The sequence below is a fragment of the uncultured Thermomonas sp. genome (assembly GCF_937872235.1).
Lineage (GTDB): Bacteria > Pseudomonadota > Gammaproteobacteria > Xanthomonadales > Xanthomonadaceae > Thermomonas > Thermomonas beijingensis.
On record NZ_CALMPC010000081.1, the window covers coordinates 49782 to 66599 of the forward strand.

17 protein-coding genes are annotated in these 16818 nt (G+C 61.3%); 6 read left to right on the forward strand and 11 right to left on the reverse strand.

Features of this window, described 5'->3' with window-relative positions; all coding sequences use genetic code 11:
• Positions 1–47: 47 nt before the first annotated feature.
• From lolD to QWB57_RS07500, 9 genes are read right to left on the reverse strand one after another with little or no spacing between them, the layout of a single operon-like run.
• The gene (gene lolD, locus QWB57_RS07460) at positions 48–755 is read right to left on the reverse strand and encodes a lipoprotein-releasing ABC transporter ATP-binding protein LolD (protein ID WP_223629282.1); all 708 of its coding nucleotides are present in this window, start codon (positions 753–755) and stop codon (positions 48–50) included.
• A complete protein-coding gene (locus tag QWB57_RS07465) occupies positions 748–1992 on the reverse strand; it encodes a lipoprotein-releasing ABC transporter permease subunit (protein WP_223629281.1) in 1245 nt (414 codons plus the stop codon). Before QWB57_RS07465 ends, lolD begins: the two co-directional genes overlap by 8 nt.
• A gap of 23 nt (positions 1993–2015) precedes the next feature.
• Positions 2016–2432 carry a protein YgfX gene (locus tag QWB57_RS07470; RefSeq protein WP_288968985.1) on the reverse strand — a complete coding sequence of 139 codons (417 nt, stop codon included), beginning with the start codon at positions 2430–2432 and terminating at the stop codon, positions 2016–2018.
• A complete protein-coding gene (locus QWB57_RS07475) occupies positions 2419–2667 on the reverse strand; it encodes a succinate dehydrogenase assembly factor 2 (RefSeq protein ID WP_288968987.1) in 249 nt (82 codons plus the stop codon). The genes QWB57_RS07470 and QWB57_RS07475 overlap by 14 nt, the downstream gene beginning before the upstream one ends.
• The gene (locus QWB57_RS07480; protein WP_223629277.1) at positions 2667–3452 is read right to left on the reverse strand and encodes a succinate dehydrogenase iron-sulfur subunit; all 786 of its coding nucleotides are present in this window, start codon (positions 3450–3452) and stop codon (positions 2667–2669) included. Before QWB57_RS07480 ends, QWB57_RS07475 begins: the two co-directional genes overlap by 1 nt.
• Positions 3453–3470: 18 nt before the next feature.
• A complete protein-coding gene (sdhA, locus tag QWB57_RS07485; protein WP_288968989.1) occupies positions 3471–5261 on the reverse strand; it encodes a succinate dehydrogenase flavoprotein subunit in 1791 nt (596 codons plus the stop codon).
• Positions 5262–5267: 6 nt separating this feature from the next.
• A complete protein-coding gene (sdhD, locus tag QWB57_RS07490) occupies positions 5268–5663 on the reverse strand; it encodes a succinate dehydrogenase, hydrophobic membrane anchor protein (RefSeq protein ID WP_223629275.1) in 396 nt (131 codons plus the stop codon).
• Positions 5660–6055 (reverse strand): succinate dehydrogenase, cytochrome b556 subunit, encoded by a 396-nt coding sequence (gene sdhC, locus QWB57_RS07495; RefSeq protein WP_223629274.1) that lies wholly within the window; start codon positions 6053–6055, stop codon positions 5660–5662. The genes sdhD and sdhC overlap by 4 nt, the downstream gene beginning before the upstream one ends.
• 42 nt (positions 6056–6097) lie before the next feature.
• Positions 6098–6286 (reverse strand): succinate dehydrogenase assembly factor 4, encoded by a 189-nt coding sequence (locus QWB57_RS07500; RefSeq protein ID WP_223629273.1) that lies wholly within the window; start codon positions 6284–6286, stop codon positions 6098–6100.
• Positions 6287–6422: 136 nt separating this feature from the next.
• On the opposite strand from QWB57_RS07500, the gene QWB57_RS07505 reads away from it, so the two are divergent.
• From QWB57_RS07505 to QWB57_RS07515, 3 genes are all read left to right on the forward strand, one after another.
• The gene (locus QWB57_RS07505; RefSeq protein WP_223629272.1) at positions 6423–7196 is read left to right on the forward strand and encodes a folate-binding protein; all 774 of its coding nucleotides are present in this window, start codon (positions 6423–6425) and stop codon (positions 7194–7196) included.
• A 117-nt stretch (positions 7197–7313) separates the two neighbouring features.
• Positions 7314–8921, forward strand: coding sequence for an FAD-dependent oxidoreductase (locus QWB57_RS07510; RefSeq protein WP_223629271.1), 1608 nt, complete (start codon positions 7314–7316; stop codon positions 8919–8921).
• Positions 8922–8931: 10 nt separating this feature from the next.
• Positions 8932–10587: an acetolactate synthase large subunit gene (locus QWB57_RS07515; protein ID WP_288968992.1), complete on the forward strand. Its 1656-nt coding sequence runs from the start codon at positions 8932–8934 to the stop codon at positions 10585–10587.
• A gap of 153 nt (positions 10588–10740) precedes the next feature.
• Here QWB57_RS07515 and QWB57_RS07520 read toward each other — a convergent pair whose 3' ends face one another.
• Together QWB57_RS07520 and QWB57_RS07525 are read right to left on the reverse strand one after the other, a co-directional pair.
• Entirely contained in the window at positions 10741–11415 is a 675-nt protein-coding gene (locus QWB57_RS07520) for a HutD family protein (RefSeq protein ID WP_288968993.1), read from the reverse strand.
• Positions 11412–11750, reverse strand: coding sequence for a ComEA family DNA-binding protein (locus tag QWB57_RS07525; protein WP_223629269.1), 339 nt, complete (start codon positions 11748–11750; stop codon positions 11412–11414). The genes QWB57_RS07520 and QWB57_RS07525 overlap by 4 nt, the downstream gene beginning before the upstream one ends.
• Positions 11751–12006: 256 nt before the next feature.
• Here QWB57_RS07525 and QWB57_RS07530 point away from each other — a divergent pair, with 256 nt between their 5' ends.
• From QWB57_RS07530 to QWB57_RS07540, 3 genes are all read left to right on the forward strand, one after another.
• A complete protein-coding gene (locus QWB57_RS07530) occupies positions 12007–13500 on the forward strand; it encodes a M20 family metallopeptidase (RefSeq protein ID WP_288969011.1) in 1494 nt (497 codons plus the stop codon).
• A gap of 72 nt (positions 13501–13572) precedes the next feature.
• A complete protein-coding gene (gene mutS / locus QWB57_RS07535) occupies positions 13573–16110 on the forward strand; it encodes a DNA mismatch repair protein MutS (RefSeq protein WP_288969013.1) in 2538 nt (845 codons plus the stop codon).
• Positions 16101–16808, forward strand: a complete 708-nt coding sequence (locus QWB57_RS07540; RefSeq protein WP_223629343.1) for an MOSC domain-containing protein — start codon at positions 16101–16103, stop codon at positions 16806–16808. Before mutS ends, QWB57_RS07540 begins: the two co-directional genes overlap by 10 nt.
• Positions 16809–16818 lie beyond the last annotated feature (10 nt).

Genomic DNA, 16818 nt, shown 5'->3' on the forward strand with positions numbered 1-16818 from the left:
TGCTGTCCGTCGGTGCAAGGAACACCGTAAGGTCAGGATTTTCCCCGTCAGACCTCGCTGGCCGCCAATACGTGCAAACGCCCCTCGCGCAGCTCCAACACGCGATCCAGCTTGCGTGCCAAGCGGCGATCATGGGTCACCAGGACAAGACTGGTAGCTTGGACGCGGTTGAGTTCCAGCATCTGCGCAAATACGGTTGCGGCAGTCTTTTCATCCAGATTGCCGGTCGGCTCATCGCCCAGTACGCAGGCAGGCGTGTTGACCAAGGCCCGCGCCACTGCTGCACGTTGGCGCTCACCGCCCGACAGCTCACCGGGTTTGTGCGCAAGCCGATGCCCCAAGCCCACCGACTCCAGCAGTGTTTGCGCCCGCGTGGTGGCTTCCTGCGTGGGCAGTCCCGCCAACAGCACCGGCATCATCACGTTCTCGAGTGCAGTGAATTCCGGCAGCAGATGGTGGAACTGATAGATAAAACCCAGCGCTGAATTTCGCAAACGACCGCGCGCGGCATTCGAGAGTGCGCTCATTTGCTGGCCGGCGACAAAAACCTCGCCCGTCGTGGGTACATCCAAGCCGCCCAACAAGTGGAGCAACGTGCTTTTGCCGGCACCGGATGCACCCAAAATCGCCACGGTCTCACCGGCTTGCACGGCAAACTCCAAACCATCAAACACCGGCGTATGCAGCTTGCCTTCGATGTAGGTCTTGCCCAGCCCTTCGGCACGAATTACGTCATTGCTCTGTGGCTCACTCATAACGCAGCGCCTCCGCGGGTGCGGTGCGTGCGGCGCGCCACGCTGGATACAAGGTGGCCAAGAACGCCATCGCCAAGGCTACGCAAGCAATCGTCACCACATCACCCGATTGCAGATCAATCGGCAGGCCGGTGATGTAGTACACATCCTCGGGCAGCAACTGAATGCCAAAGATATGTTCGATGCCTTTCAAAATGGCCCCCAGGTTGAGGGTCAACACAATGCCCCCAATCACCCCCACCACGGTACCAATCACGCCAATCAGGCTGCCCTGCACCATAAACACCCGCATCACCTGCGCGGGGGTCAGCCCCAAGGTGCGCAGAATGGCAATGTCGGCCTGCTTATCGGTCACCAACATCACTTGCGAGGACACCAGATTGAACGCGCCCATCGCGATAATCAGCGACAGCAAGATCGCCATCACCGTTTTTTCCATTTTCAATGCGCGAAAAAGATTGGCGTTTTCTTCGCTCCAATCGCTGACGCGGTACGGGCCCTTGAGATTCAGCGCCAAAGCACGAGCCACCGCGAACGCTTGATCCATGTCGTGCAGCCGCAAGCGTACCCCGGTTACACCCTCGCCCATTCGCAACACGCGCTGCAAATCGGTCAGATTGACCACCGCCAAGCCTTTGTCGAACTCGTTGTAACCGGCCTCGAAAATGCCGCTGACTTTGAAGCGCTTCATGGTCTGTACGCCGCCCACCGGGGTACTGCGAAAATCGGCGAGCGTGACGATGACATCATCGCCCACGCCGACTCCCAACCACAGCGCCAGTTCCCGGCCCAGCACGATGTTGAAGCTCCCAGGCGTGAGTTGGGTCAATTTGCCTTGCACCATTTTCTGCGGCAGTACCGAGACCTTGCCCTCTTCCGCCGGAATCACCGCCCGCAGCATTGCCGGCTGGTTGTTGGCGGCAGAAATCAGTGCTTCTTTTTCAATATAGGGCGCGGCCCCGGCCACGCGCGGATCACGCATCGCCACTTGCACCGCGTGCTGCCAGTCCTGCAGCGGCTCACCGTAGCCACTGACGGTGGCGTGTGCCGCCATGCCCAACATGCGATCACGGATTTCTTTCTGAAACCCGCTCATCACCGCGAGTGTGGTGATCAAGGCAGTGACCCCTAGTGCGATGCCAAGGATCGACGCCAATGAAATAAACGAGATGAAACCATTGCGGCGTTTGGCACGCAGATAGCGCAGGCCGATGGCGACGGGAACGGGTTTAAACATTACTCAGCCTTGAATGCGACGCGCTATCCTGCCATCGATGCCGGCATCGTGGCAGCCGCACGTTGCTGGATGGCCAGCCGCAGTTCACGTCGTTGCGAGTCGGACAGCGTGTCCGGGGCCCAAACCAGCCGCTGTGTGCAGCCAGCACGATTCCGCCAGTGCAAGAACACCAGCGGGCCACGCACATGAAGTTGCAGGTCCAGCAGTGGCTCATCATCGCAAACAGCCGGCGCGTTGCCGCCAGAAATGGACACATGGCGAATGCGCCGCTGCCAATAGCGCCTGGCATCCAGCAAGCCGCACCCCCCCGCAAACAGTGCCAGCGGCCACGCCTGCCAGCCCGATAGATCACTGGCCAGCACCGCCATCGGCGCCAACAGCACAAGCCCCAGCAGGGCCCCGGCCAGCAACCGGGAGGGCCGCCAATCACACTGGAACATTACGGATCTTCTCGACAAGCGCTGCGATTTCGACATCCGAGGACACCTCATGCCCCAAGAACCAGCGCCAGAGTGTGTCGTCTTCGATGTCCAAAAGCCGCAGGAAAACGGCGCGCTCGGCGGTCGGACTTTGCCGCCATTGCCGTTCCAACCACCTGTCCAGCAGCTGATCAAGCTCACGCATCCCGCGCCGGCAACGCCAGCGCAGTTTTTTCAGCTCGATGTCGTCGTCCATCACACCTTGCGCGCCACCATCAGCTTCTTGATCTCAGCGATGGCTTTGGCCGGGTTCAAGCCCTTCGGGCAGGTACGGGCGCAATTCATGATGGTATGACAGCGGTACAGTTTGAACGGGTCTTCCAGCTCGTCCAGGCGCGCCCCGGTGTCTTCATCGCGGCTGTCCACAATCCAGCGGTACGCTTGCAACAGGATCGCCGGGCCCAGATAGCGGTCGCCATTCCACCAGTAGCTGGGGCACGATGTGCTGCAGCAAGCGCACAGGATGCATTCGTACAAACCATCCAATTGTTTGCGATCGGCAGGCGATTGCAAGCGCTCGCGACCCGACGGTGCGGGGGTTTGGGTGCGTAGCCACGGACGAATGCTGGCGTGCTGCGCATAGAAATGCGTCAGATCGGGCACCAGATCCTTGACCACCGGCATATGTGGCAGCGGATAGATCGGCACTTCGCCCTTGCCCTTGCAGCTCTCGATAGCGCAGATGCAGGCCAGCGTGTTGGTGCCGTCGATATTCATCGCGCACGACCCGCAAATGCCTTCGCGACAGGAGCGACGGAAGGTCAAGCTGGGGTCAATTTCGTTTTTGATCTTGATCAGCGCGTCAAGCACCATTGGCCCGCACTTGTCCAAATCCACCTCGTAGGTGTCGGTACGCGGGTTTTGATCATCGTCCGGGCTCCAACGATAGATTTTGAAGGTGCGGGTTTTCTTTGCGTCTTTCGCCGCAAAGTGCTTGCCCTTGGTGATCCTGGAGTTCTTCGGGAGGGTAAATTCAGCCATGGTCTTAAACGCTCCCGATCAGTAAACGCGCGGCTTGGGCGGCACAACCGCCACATCGCTGGTCAATGTGTACATGTGCACCGGGCGGAAGTCGAAACTGCAAGCGCCCTTCTCGTCCACGCTGACCAAGGTGTGCTTTTGCCAGTTGGCATCATCGCGATCAGGAAAGTCTTCGTGCGCATGCGCGCCACGGCTTTCCTTGCGTTGTTCGGCCGAATTGATGGTCGCCACCGCGTTGATCAGCAAGTTGTTCAATTCGTAGGTTTCGATCAGGTCCGAGTTCCACACCAAGGAACGGTCGGTCACCTTCACATCTTGGAATGAGTCAAATACCCGCGCCATTTTTTGGCAGCCTTCTTTCAAGGTCTGGCTGGTGCGGAACACGGCAGCATCGCTTTGCATGGTGCGCTGCATATTGTCGCGAATCACCGCCGTTGGCGTGCCGCCATTGGCGTGACGCAGTTTATCCAGCAGCCCCAGCGCCTTGTCGCAGGCATCGCCTGCCAGTGGCTTATGCGACGCGCCCGGCTTGATGGTCTCGGCACAGCGGTTGGCCACTGCACGGCCAAATACCACCAAGTCCAACAGCGAGTTGGAGCCCAGACGATTACCGCCATGCACCGACACGCACGCGGCTTCACCAATCGCGTACAAACCCGGCACCACGGCATCGTTGTTGTCGCCAAGTTTGCGCACCACTTCGCCGTGGTAGTTGGTGGGGATACCGCCCATGTTGTAGTGCACCGTGGGGATTACTGGAATCGGCTGTTTGTGCACGTCCACGCCAGCAAAAATCTTGGCACTTTCGGCAATCCCGGGCAGGCGCTCGTCGATCACGCCGGGGCCCAGATGGGTCAGATCCAGCAGGATGTGATCCTTGTGCTCGCCCACGCCACGGCCTTCGCGAATTTCGATGGTCATCGAACGTGATACCACGTCGCGCGATGCCAAGTCCTTGTAATGCGGCGCATAGCGTTCCATGAACCGCTCGCCGTTGCTGTTGCGCAGAATACCGCCTTCGCCACGCACGCCCTCGGTGATCAGGCAGCCGGCACCGTAAATACCGGTGGGGTGGAACTGCACAAATTCCATGTCTTGCAACGGCAAGCCGGCACGTGCCACTAGGCCGCCACCGTCACCGGTGCAGGTATGTGCCGAGGTGGCGCTGAAATAGGCGCGACCATACCCCCCGGTGGCCAGCACCACACCCTGCGCACGGAATAGATGCAGGGTGCCTTCGGCCATGTCGAGGGCCAACACACCACGGCAAGCGCCGTCTTCATCCATGATCAAGTCAAGCGCAAAGTACTCGATCATGAACCGCGCATCGTGCGCCAGTGCTTGCTGATAGAGGGTGTGCAACATGGCGTGGCCGGTACGGTCAGCGGCAGCACAGGTACGCTGCGCCGACGGGCCCTCGCCGTATTTGGTGGTCATGCCGCCGAACGGGCGCTGGTAGATCTTGCCATCGTCAGTGCGCGAGAACGGTACGCCGTAATGTTCCAGCTCGATCACCGCCGGGATGGCTTCACGGCACATATATTCAATCGCGTCTTGGTCACCCAGCCAGTCACCGCCCTTGACGGTGTCATAGAAGTGATAGCGCCAGTCGTCCTCGCCCATGTTGGCCAGCGCGGCAGCGATGCCACCCTGCGCTGCAACCGTATGTGAACGGGTAGGAAACACCTTAGTGATGCAGGCGGTCTGCAGACCCTTGGCGGCGAGTCCAAACGTCGCACGCAGGCCAGCACCACCGGCGCCGACCACGATCATGTCGAATGTGTGTTCTTGGATCTTGTAGGCAGACATTGCGAATCAGCTCCCAAGCGCGATGCGCAGCACCGCAAGCACGCCGGCAATCGAGGCCAGTGCGCAGACAAAAATATTGGCGAAATGGGCAATCCCGGCGGTCAGCGGCGTATGCACATAGTCTTCGATCACCACTTGCAAGCCCAACCGCGCATGCCAGAACGCGCCGAGCAAAAACACGATCAACACAGTGGCATTGATGGGATCCACCACCAAATCACGAATATACGGATAACTTGCGGTACGCAGCGACAACAGCACGCCCAGCAGCCAAATACCCGACAACGCCACCGCGATTGCCGTGACTCGCTGCCAGATAAAATGCCCGGTGCCGTCTTTGCCCGAGCCCAAGCCGCGTGCACGCTTCAATGGCGTGCGCAGATCATTGCTGTTGCTGCTCATACTTGCCCCCAACGCATCAGCACGAAAGCCCATGCCAACACCACCAGCACGATGCTGCCGCCGATGGAAATCCAGCTGCTGCGAATGAAATCGGGAATGGAAAATCCATTCCCGGCATCCTGCACCAAATGGCGAATACCATTGAGAAAGTGGTAAGCCAGTGCCCAGCTGAAGCCAAACAGCACCAGCAAGCCCAACGGCGAGCCTGCACAGGCGGTGAAGCCTGCCCAGCGTTGCGGGCCTGCGGCCAGCGCCAGCAAACCCCAAACCAAACCAAGGGCACCCACCGCCAGCGCGACGCCGGTGATGCGGTGGGTGATCGAAGTCATCATTTGTACCTGTTTGCGATACACCTGCAAATGGGGTGACAACGGACGCTCGCGGGTCGCCATGTGGGGGCTCTCCGGTTAGGCGGCTAGGCCGCGTGGACGAAATCAGAAATCGATACAGCGGCCATTCTTTTCCCAATCTCCGAAGCGCGTGGGTTCCGGGCCTTCGCGTCCACCGTGCTCAACGGTGGCGGGCGGCGGCGGAACCGGCGCAGCATCGGACCCCTTTGCGGGTACCGAAACCGTTCCAGACTCGGGGTTTTGGGCTAAGTGGCCTATGATCGACGCATTCACAATATCGCAAGTTTACGCCCCGCCGACGATGCACGACAAGCCGAAAGCCGCACCAGCGAACGAATTCCACCTGTCCGATCACAGCGTACTTGCACTTTGCGGGCGCGATTCAATCGCATTTGCACAAGCACAATGCATGAATGACGTGGCTTTGCTGGGCGATGGCCAGTGGCAATGGAACGGCTGGTTGAATGCCAAAGGTCGCGTGATTGCGCTGTTCGCACTGGTTCGATTGAACCCTGAAACCCTGTGGCTGCTGCTCCCCGACGTGCCCGCCGAGGACCTGGCCGAGCAATTACGCCGCTATGTCTTTCGCAGCAAAGTGAGCCTGACTGCACGCAATGACCTGCAGGTGATTGGCAGCTTCGCCGTCCCGTTGCAGGCGCAATCCAACCAGATTGGCCTGCTTGGCGAAGCAGCAGGCGAAACGGTTGAGTTGGACCTGTCGGCGCAAGGCGGGTTTCGCCGGCTTTGCATCCGCGCAACATCTGCAACCGAAGATGCGGCCTGCATGGCTCAGTGGGCCGCATTCGATCTCCATCACGGCCTGCCTCGGCTACCTGCTTCACAAGCCGAACACTGGACACCGCAACAGCTCGGACTGGATCGGCTGGCCGCGTTCAGTGTGAAAAAAGGCTGCTACCCAGGCCAGGAAATCGTTGCACGCACGCATTTTCTTGGTCAAACCAAACGCACTGCCGGCTTGCTGCATTCGTCGCGCACGCTGGTTGCAGGCGAAGACATCTGCGATTCACAACAGCACCCGTCAGGCAAAATCGTGGCGTGCCGCGGCCCGCTGGCAATGGCGATATTGCCAACGCAGGACTTGGCAGAGGACGCCGGCAACTCTCTTTTCATCGCTGATCAGCGTGTCGAACTTGTGGCGTTTTTGGGTGGCCTGCAGCGCTGATTGCGTGGCCCATCGGAAATTTTTACTGCATTCGCTATTCTTGCGGCATGACCCGGGCCATGATGCAAAGGCACAAGGGGCAAGCTTCCAGAAGGCAATGATCCAGGAGCGAGGGGCATGACGACACTGCAATCGGATGTGCTGGTGATCGGCGGCGGGCTGGCTGGAATCGTGACTGCGCTGGAATGCCTGCGCGGCGGTCGTGACGTGATTCTGGTCGATCGCGACACCCCCGAACGCTTTGGCGGACTTGCGCTGTGGGCGTTTGGAGGAATGGCCCTGGTGGGCACTCCGCTACAGGCACGCAAACACATCATCGACACCCCCGAGATCGCACTGCGCGACTGGCTGCGGTTTGGCGAGCTGGATCTCAATGATCCGCTACCAATTCAATGGGCGCGCCACTATGTCGAGCAGTCGCGGCCGCAGGTGTACGACTGGCTGCAACAATTCGGCATCAGCTTCCTTCCGGCGGTGAATTGGGTGGAACGCGGCCTGTACGGCGAAGGCAATAGCGTGCCGCGTTACCACCTGCTGTGGGGTGGCTCGACCACGCTGGTACGGCGCTTGATTGCAGCACTGCATGCCGTGGACACCGGTGCCAAGCTCACCTTGCTGCATCGCCATCGCGCTATCGGCTTGAACTACGGCGGTGGTGGCGTGACCGGTGCACAGGTATTCGATGAAGCCAACCGCGTGCAGTTTGGAATTGAAGCCGATGCGGTGGTACTTGCGATGGGCGGTATCAATGGCAACCTGAGTGAGGTCCGCAAACACTGGCCACGCGACCGTCCGCAGCCGATGACCATGCTCAATGGCGCGCACCCGTATTCCGATGGCAGCTTGCATCATCTGGCGGCCGGTCTGGGGGCGCAGATCACCCATGCCGGTGAAATGTGGAACTATGCTGCCGGCATTGCGCACCCGCAGCCGCATTTCGACGGCCACGGCTTATCCACCATCCCATGCAAATCGGCACTGTGGCTCAATCATCGTGGCGAACGCATCGGCCCGCAGCCATTGGTCACGGGGTTCGATACCCATTGGCTCTGTCAGCAAGTGGCACAACAAGAACGTCCGTGGACGTGGCATCTGCTCAATCGTCGTATCGCACTGAAGGAATTTGCCATTTCAGGAGCCGAACACAACCCGAATATCCGTGATCAGAAGTGGTTGCCGCTGCTTTCGGAAACATTGTTTGGCAACGCGCGCTTGTTGCGCCAAATGCAGCAGGACAGCCCGGATTTTTTGACCGATGCAAGCCTGTCCGGGCTTGCGGCTCAAATGAATGCACTCACCGGCACCGAGGACATCGACCCGCAAACCTTGCAGGCCAGCGCAGATGCCTTCGATGCCAATTTCAGCAACGGTAATCGTGGGCAAAACGACGACCAGATCCGCCGCATCATGCATGCCCGTCAATGGGGCTCGGACCGGCTGCGCACTTGCAAACCCGCCCCGCTGCAGAAGCCCGGTGCTGGGCCCTATATCGCCATCCGCATGCAATTGATCACACGCAAGAGTTTGGGTGGGCTGCGCACCAATCTGCAAAGCCGGGCCCTCGATGCCAATGGTCAGGCAATTGCCGGCCTGTATTGCGTCGGCGAGGCCGCCGGTTTCGGCGGTGGCGGCGCCTGCGGCAAGCGTTCACTGGAAGGCACGTTCCTGCCTGGCTGCATTCTTACCGCACGCGCTGCGGCACGTTCCATCACCACCGGGCTGTGAAAAATTCCGCATGAATGGCGCGCAAGCATTGATGAAAACGCTGGCCGATGCCGGCATCAACGTATGTTTTTCCAACCCCGGCACCAGCGAGATGCACTTTGTTGCAGCCTTGGACTCAGAGCCCAGGATGCGCGCCGTGTTGACCCTGTTTGAAGGCGTCGCCACCGGTGCCGCCGATGGCTACGCACGGATGGCTGGCACACCCGCCGCCACCTTGCTGCATTTGGGCTGCGGGCTGGGCAATGGGCTGGCCAACCTGCATAACGCACGCAAGGGCAAGGTGCCGGTGCTCAATATCATTGGCGATCACGCGACCTACCACGTGCCGCTGGATGCGCAGTTGCAATCGGATATCGAAACCGTGGCGCGCAATGTCTCGCCCGGTTTTGTGCGCGCCGCACGCAGCACAGCCAGTCTGTGCAGCGACGCCGTCGACGCCATCACCTGCGCACGCGGCTTGCCCGGCCAAGTGGCAACCTTGATCCTGCCCGCTGACGTGTCGTGGGGCGAAGGCGGCACTCCCTGCCCGCCGCTGGCTGCACCGGCCCCGCCGGTGGCCGACGATGCGTGTATTGCCGCGATTGTCGATGCCATTCGCAGTGGCGAGCCCTGCGCATTCCTGCTGGGCGGACAAGCCCTGCTGGAGCCCGCCTTGCTGGATGCGGCACGCATCGCTGCGCACAGCGCAGTCAAGCTGTTTTGCGAGGTTTTCCCAACGCGCCTGCCGCGCGGCGCAGGGCTGCCCGCCATCGAACGCATCGCCTATCTGGCCGAATTGGCCAGCGTGCAACTGCGCGACACGCGACACCTGATCCTGGTCGATGCCAAATCGCCAGTGTCGTTTTTTGCCTACCCCGGCAAGAAAAGCGAATTGGTGCCGGAAGGTTGCCACGTGCACACCCTGGCCACCCCGGCACAAGACGCCGCCGCCAGTTTGGTCAAATTGGTCGCCGCACTGGGCGCGGGCAATACGCCTGCACCGCTGCAAGCCCCGCAGCGCCCCACAACGCCACGCGGAAAGCTGACGGCCGCCAAAGTCTGCAAAGCGGTAGGCGCATTGCTCCCCGACAATGCCATCATCATTGATGAGGCCATCACCTCCGGCCTGCTGCTGGGTGTCATGACCCAAGGCGCGCCGCGTCACGACCTCATCACGCTCACTGGCGGTGCAATTGGCCAAGGACTCCCCAATGCGGTGGGCGCAGCCATTGCCTGCCCGGACCGCCCGGTGATTGCATTGATCGGCGATGGCAGCGCGATGTACACCATTCAAGCGCTGTGGACGCTGGCGCGTGAACAACTCAACGTTACTGCGATCATCTTCAACAATGCCAGCTATTCGGTGCTCAACGTGGAATTGGACCGTGTGGGTGCCGGCCAAGCGGGGACCAAAGCACGTGCCCAGCTTGACTTGCATGGCCCGGTGCTGGATTTTCAACAGCTGGCGCAGGGGATGGGCGTGCTGGCGGTTCGCACGGATACCGCTGCAGGCTTCAACAAGGCAATGAGCAATGCTCTGCACACGCCCGGTCCACACTTGATCGAAGCGATGGTGCCGGAATCACTCTCCGGTGCCAAACGCCGGTTGCTGCCGTGGATGCTGCGCGCCATGCCGCGCCTGCCTCCGGCAGTGGCACTGGCGCTGAAGCGCAAGATTGCGCCCTAGCTGGCACAGCAAGCCGGCACAGCATGCCAGGGCGCGGCACGTCCTTGTGCTGCAGCAACAGGACACCGGCCACTGCTACTTGTCACTGCCTGACCAGAATGGGTGCGGCACATCCATGTGCCGCAGCGACGGTGGTTCCTTGTACCGTCGCCTTTAACTTTGAATTTGCTGCTGCGGGCAACTGGCATCCAATTGCTGGAGGCGGATCATCAGCACCTCGCCCCCCCCCTCCAGTGCATAACGTGTGCGCTCGTCGCCACCTTGCAAAATTGCGGTGTCACCTTGCTGCATCCGGGGCAATCCGCATTCCGCGTTAAATTCAGCCTGCCCTGCCAACAGATAAATCACCCAGGTTTCACTGCGATCGACAAATAACACCATTGGCCCAACCAAAGGCCGCCGCCAGGTTTGTGCAGTGACGCAAGCGCGCTTCCACATGAGGTTGAAATCGCGACTGGGTCCCTCCAGCAACTCCCCTGTCAATGGCTGCTCTCCTGAAAATCGTGCTTCCCCATGCGGCGGCAACAGGGTCCGGATGTGGCCATCGTCAAACTTCAGGCGCATTCCATTTCCAGACAGCAACACCAACCAACGATCCACGCCCGGGAACGTCGAAAATGCGGCATCGGCCTCGATATCCGCAATCGACAGCCGCCAATTCCAATCCTCGCAATCGGGAACCCGCAGCACCTCCGATGTCCAACCGGCCGCATTTTTCCAGGGCATCCTGCGGTAATCCTGCGCCCGCAAGACGCTTGCCATCAGCGTCGCATCCAACCTGTCATGCACACTCTCTACCTCGGTAAATTCGGAACGCCTCGGGCTCATCGATGCACTAATTGTTGCAAGTTTGCCTTGCCATCGGTTTGCCCAACCGGTTGCATCACTGGCCGTGCATTACTGACCATGATGCGATCCCGATTGGCTTCTACCGTCTTCAGGCCAATGCCCTTGACCATCGCCAATTGCTCAGGGCTGCGGAACGCACCATTGGCGGTGCGGTAATCCACGATTGCCTGCGCCTTGACCGGGCCAACATTGACCAGCACGCGATCCAGCGTCGCCACATCGGCGGTATTGATATTCACCCGTTCCGCCGACAGCGCCAGCCCTGCGCAAAGCAGCAGTACCAGGAGCCCCCAGGATTTCAACAACAGCTTCATCACCGATCACTCAACTTTTTTTTGCCGAAGTCCACCCGAGCAAGCGTGGCGTGGGGATGGACATAGCGTGTCTGGCCCGTGGTCAGAAGGCTATCGGATTTGTGCCGATCATCCATCGGAAGATATCCCGACCTTGCGTAGGAAAAATCTGACTGGCCATCCGCAGTCCCTCCCGGTGATGGGGGAATGCGAAGGTGGGCGTTACAATTGCCGCATCGCCACATCACTGCACAGGGACGCCATGCACACCAGCCACATCAACGCCACCCAGATCCGTGAGTTCGTGGCTGCCAAATGGGATGCCGAAATCGTTCCGCAGCTGGTGGAATACATCCGTATTCCCAATAAATCGCCGATGTTCGACGCCGATTGGGTGCAAAACGGGCATATGGATCGCGCCGTGGCACTGCTGCAAGCGTGGGCCAGCGCCCAGCCCATCCCCGGCATGCAGCTGGACGTGGTCCAGCTGGAAGGCCGCACGCCGCTGATTTTCATCGATATCCCCGCCGCCAATGGCGGCCGCAACGATGACTGCGTGCTGCTGTATGGCCATTTGGACAAGCAGCCGGAAATGACCGGTTGGGATGCAGACAAAGGCCCATGGCTGCCGGTGCTGGAAGGCGACCGCCTGTACGGACGCGGCGGTGCGGACGATGGGTATGCGATTTTCGGCTCGCTGACCGCGATCATGGCCCTGCAAGCGCAAGGCGCGGCGCATGCGCGCTGCGTGGTGCTGATCGAAGCCTGCGAAGAATCCGGCAGTAATGACCTGCCCTTCTACGTGGACCATCTGGCCGAGCGCATCGGCAAGCCCTCGCTGGTGGTGTGCCTAGATTCGGGCTGCGGGAATTACGAACAGTTGTGGTGCACCACCTCGCTGCGTGGCCTGACCGGTGGCAACCTGACCGTGAAAGTGCTCTCCGAGGGCGTGCACTCGGGCGATGCCTCGGGCATCGTGCCGTCCAGCTTCCGCGTGCTGCGTGACTTGCTGTCGCGTATCGAAGACGAAGACACTGGCCGCATCCTGATCGACGGCATGCATGTGGACATCCCCGCCGAACGTCGTGCGCAGGCCGCCAAAGTGGCCGAAGTGCTGGGCGACGAAGTGTTCGACAAATTTCCGTTCCTGCCCGGCATGGCGCCGATGGGCAGCGACCGCACCGAGCTGGTGCTCAACCGTACGTGGCGGCCGGCGCTGTCGATCACCGGAATGGATGGCATCCCGCCGTTGGCGTCGGCCGGCAATGTGCTGCGCCCGTTCACCGCCGCCAAACTGAGCTTGCGCCTGCCGCCCACGCTGGACGGCAAACGCGGCGGTGAATTGCTGCAAGAAGCCCTGCTGAAGAATCCACCCTATGGGGCCGAGGTCAGCTTGTCGCTGGAAAAAGCCAGCACCGGCTGGAACGCACCCGCCCTCGCCGCGTGGCTGGAAGGCGCAATCGATCACGCCAGCCAGGAATTTTTCGGCAAACCGGCGATGTACATGGGCGAAGGCGGCACCATCCCGTTCATGGGCATGCTGGGCGAGAAATTCCCGGGCGCACAGTTCATGATCACCGGCGTGCTGGGCCCGCACTCCAACGCCCACGGCCCCAACGAATTCCTGCACATCCCGATGGGTAAAGCGGTCACCGCCTGCGTGGCACGCGTGGTCGCCGAACACCACGCCGCCAGCCTGCGCGGTGAAACCACCGGCGTAGCCGCCGCCACCACCAACTCGTATGCCGATACCCCTGGTGGTTGCTGCTGATTGCACAGACCTGTGGATTCCGTGAGCCAAGCGCCCAAATCGTCCGACAAACCGGCCGAACACACCCCGCTAATGCGCCAGTTCTTCGCCGCCAAGGCGGAGCATCCGGAGGTGTTGCTGTTTTTCCGGATGGGCGATTTCTACGAGCTGTTTTATGACGATGCGCGCAAGGCAGCACGGCTGCTGGACATCACCCTGACCCAGCGCGGCGCATCCGCGGGGCAGCCGATCCCGATGGCCGGCGTGCCCTATCACGCCGCCGAAGGCTATCTGGCGCGCTTGGTGGCGCTGGGCGAATCGGTGGCCATTTGCGAGCAGATCGGCGACCCGGCACTCAGCAAAGGTTTGGTCGAACGCAAAGTGGTGCGTATCGTCACGCCCGGCACCGTGACGGACGAAGCACTGCTGGACGAACGCCGCGACACGCTGTTACTGGCCATTTCACGCGGGAAGTATGGCTACGGGTTGGCGTGGGCGGATCTGTCCAGCGGTCGCTTGCGTGCGAACGAAGTGGCGGGTGAAGACGCGCTGGAAGCGGAACTCGCCCGCCTGCAACCGGTGGAAACCTTGCTTGCCGATGAAGACGGTTGGCCGGCCTGCGCGTTGGAAGCACGTGGCCTGCGCCGACGTGCACCGTGGCTGTTCGATGCCGATTCCGGCCGCCGCCAACTGCTGCAATTTTTTGGTGTGCATGACCTCACCGCATTTGGCATCGAGGATCGCCCGCTGGCCATCGCCGCCGCCGCCGCGCTGCTGGGCTATATCGAAGAAACCCAGAAGCAGCGCCTGCCGCATCTGCGCAGCATTGCGCTGGAAACCAGCGACGACGCCATCGCCATGAACGCAGCCACGCGCCGGCACCTGGAGCTGGATTCGCGTGTGGATGGCGATGTAAAGGCCACCTTGCTGGGCGTGCTGGACTCCACCATTTCGCCGATGGGTGGCCGCCTGTTGCGGCGCTGGCTGCACCGCCCATTGCGTGACCGCCGCACGCTGGGGCAGCGTCACCATGCTGTGCAAACCCTGATCGAACATCGCGTCGAGAACGCGTTGCGCGAAGCCTTCCGCAGCTTGGGCGACATGGAGCGCATCCTGTCGCGTGTCGCCCTGCGCAGCGCCCGTCCGCGCGACCTGGCTACCCTGCGCGATGGCTTGGCGCTGCTGCCGACATTGCGCGGCTTGCTGGTGCCGCTGGATTCACCGCGGTTGCAAAGCCTGCACCTGCAACTGGGCGAGTTCGACGCCACCGCGGCCTTCCTGCACGCGGCCATCGTTGCGCAACCACCGCTGCTGGCACGTGATGGTGGCGTGATTGCCGACGACTTTGATGCCGAACTCGACGAGCTGCGCCAGCTATCCACCCATGCCGACCAATTCCTGATTGATCTGGAACAGCGCGAGCGCGCATCCAGTGGCATTCCCACCCTGAAAGTGGGCTACAACCGCGTGCACGGCTACTTCATCGAAATCAGCAAGGGCCAGGCCGACAAAGCGCCGATGCACTACACGCGGCGGCAAACCCTGACCGGTGCCGAGCGCTACATCACCGAAGAATTGAAACAGTTCGAAGACAAAGTGCTGTCCGCGCGCGAACGTTCGCTGTCGCGTGAAAAGCTCCTGTACGACGGCGTGCTGGATCATTTGAACACGCAACTGGAACCGCTGCGCGCCTGCGCCAGTGCACTCAGCGAACTCGATGTGCTGGCCAGTTTTGCCGAACGCGCCAACACGCTGGATTGGGCGATGCCGCAGCTGCGCGACATCCCCGGCATTGCCATCGAGCGCGGCCGTCACCCGGTGGTGGAAGCGTTGCGCGACGCGCCGTTCGAGCCCAACGATCTCGTCTTCGATGACGCCACGCGGATGTACATCATCACCGGCCCCAACATGGGCGGCAAATCCACCTTCATGCGCCAGAACGCACTGATCGTATTGCTGGCCTGCATCGGCAGTTTTGTGCCGGCAGCGAAAGCGACCATCGGCCCGATCGACCGCATCCTGACCCGCATCGGCGCCGGTGATGATCTGGCCCGCGGCCAATCCACCTTCATGGTGGAAATGAGCGAAACCGCCTACATCCTGCACCACGCCACCGATCAATCACTGGTGTTGATGGATGAAATCGGGCGCGGCACCTCGACCTATGACGGCCTCGCACTGGCCGATGCGGTGGCACGCCAGCTCGCTGCCAGCAACCGCAGCTACTCGCTGTTTGCCACGCATTATTTCGAACTCACCGCGCTGGCCGAACCCGGCAGCGGGATTGCCAATCTGCATCTGGATGCGGTGGAGCATGGTGACGCGTTGGTGTTCATGCACGCAGTACGTCCAGGCCCCGCCAACCGCAGCTTTGGCCTGCAGGTGGCGGCCCTGGCTGGCCTGCCCAAAGCCGCGCTGCAACAGGCGCGGGCACGCTTGGCCGAGCTGGAATCGCATAACCGCAATACACCCGTCACCCCCTTGAGCGCGCCCGCCTTGGATACACCGCAACAGTTCGGCCTATTCGCTCCATCTTCTGCCGCACTGGATGCACTGGCCTCGATCGACCCCGACGAGCTCACGCCCAAGCAAGCGCTGGAAGCGCTGTATCGGCTGAAGGCATTGCCGTGACCGCGCCGCTTGCGGTGCATGTGGATGCATTGCTTGCCGGCAAGGCGGTGGCGTACACGCGACCGGGCGCGATCAGCGCGATCGCCAAGCGGCCATGCATCGGCGCAGTACGCATCGGCGAACTCGGGCTGGAAGGCGATGAACAAGGCGATCCGCGCGTGCACGGCGGCATCGACAAAGCCGTACATCACTACCCCTTCGATCATTACTCCGCATGGCGCAGCGAACTGGGCGATACACCCGTGCTGCAACAACCCGGCGCGTTTGGCGAAAACATCAGCACGCGCGGCATGACCGAAGCCACGGTCTGCCTCGGCGACCGCTTCCAGCTGGGCAGCGCCCTGTTGGAAATCAGCCAGGGCCGGCAACCCTGCTGGAAGCTCAACGACCGCTTCGGCCTGCCCGACATGGCCCGTCGCGTGCAAACCACCGGCCGCTGCGGTTGGTATTACCGCGTGCTGCAAGCCGGCGATGCCTGTACCGGCGATACCCTGACCTTGCGCGAGCGCCCCCATCCCGACTGGCCACTGACCCGGCTGACCCAGCTGCTCTACGGGCGCGCACTCGACCCGGCACAGCTGAAACCGGCACTGGTACTGCCGCTGGTGCCGTCGTGGCGAAAACTCATTGAACGCCGCCTGCAGCAAGGCACGGTCGAGGATTGGGACAAGCGGATTAATGGACCAATGCAGGACTGATTCAGTCAAT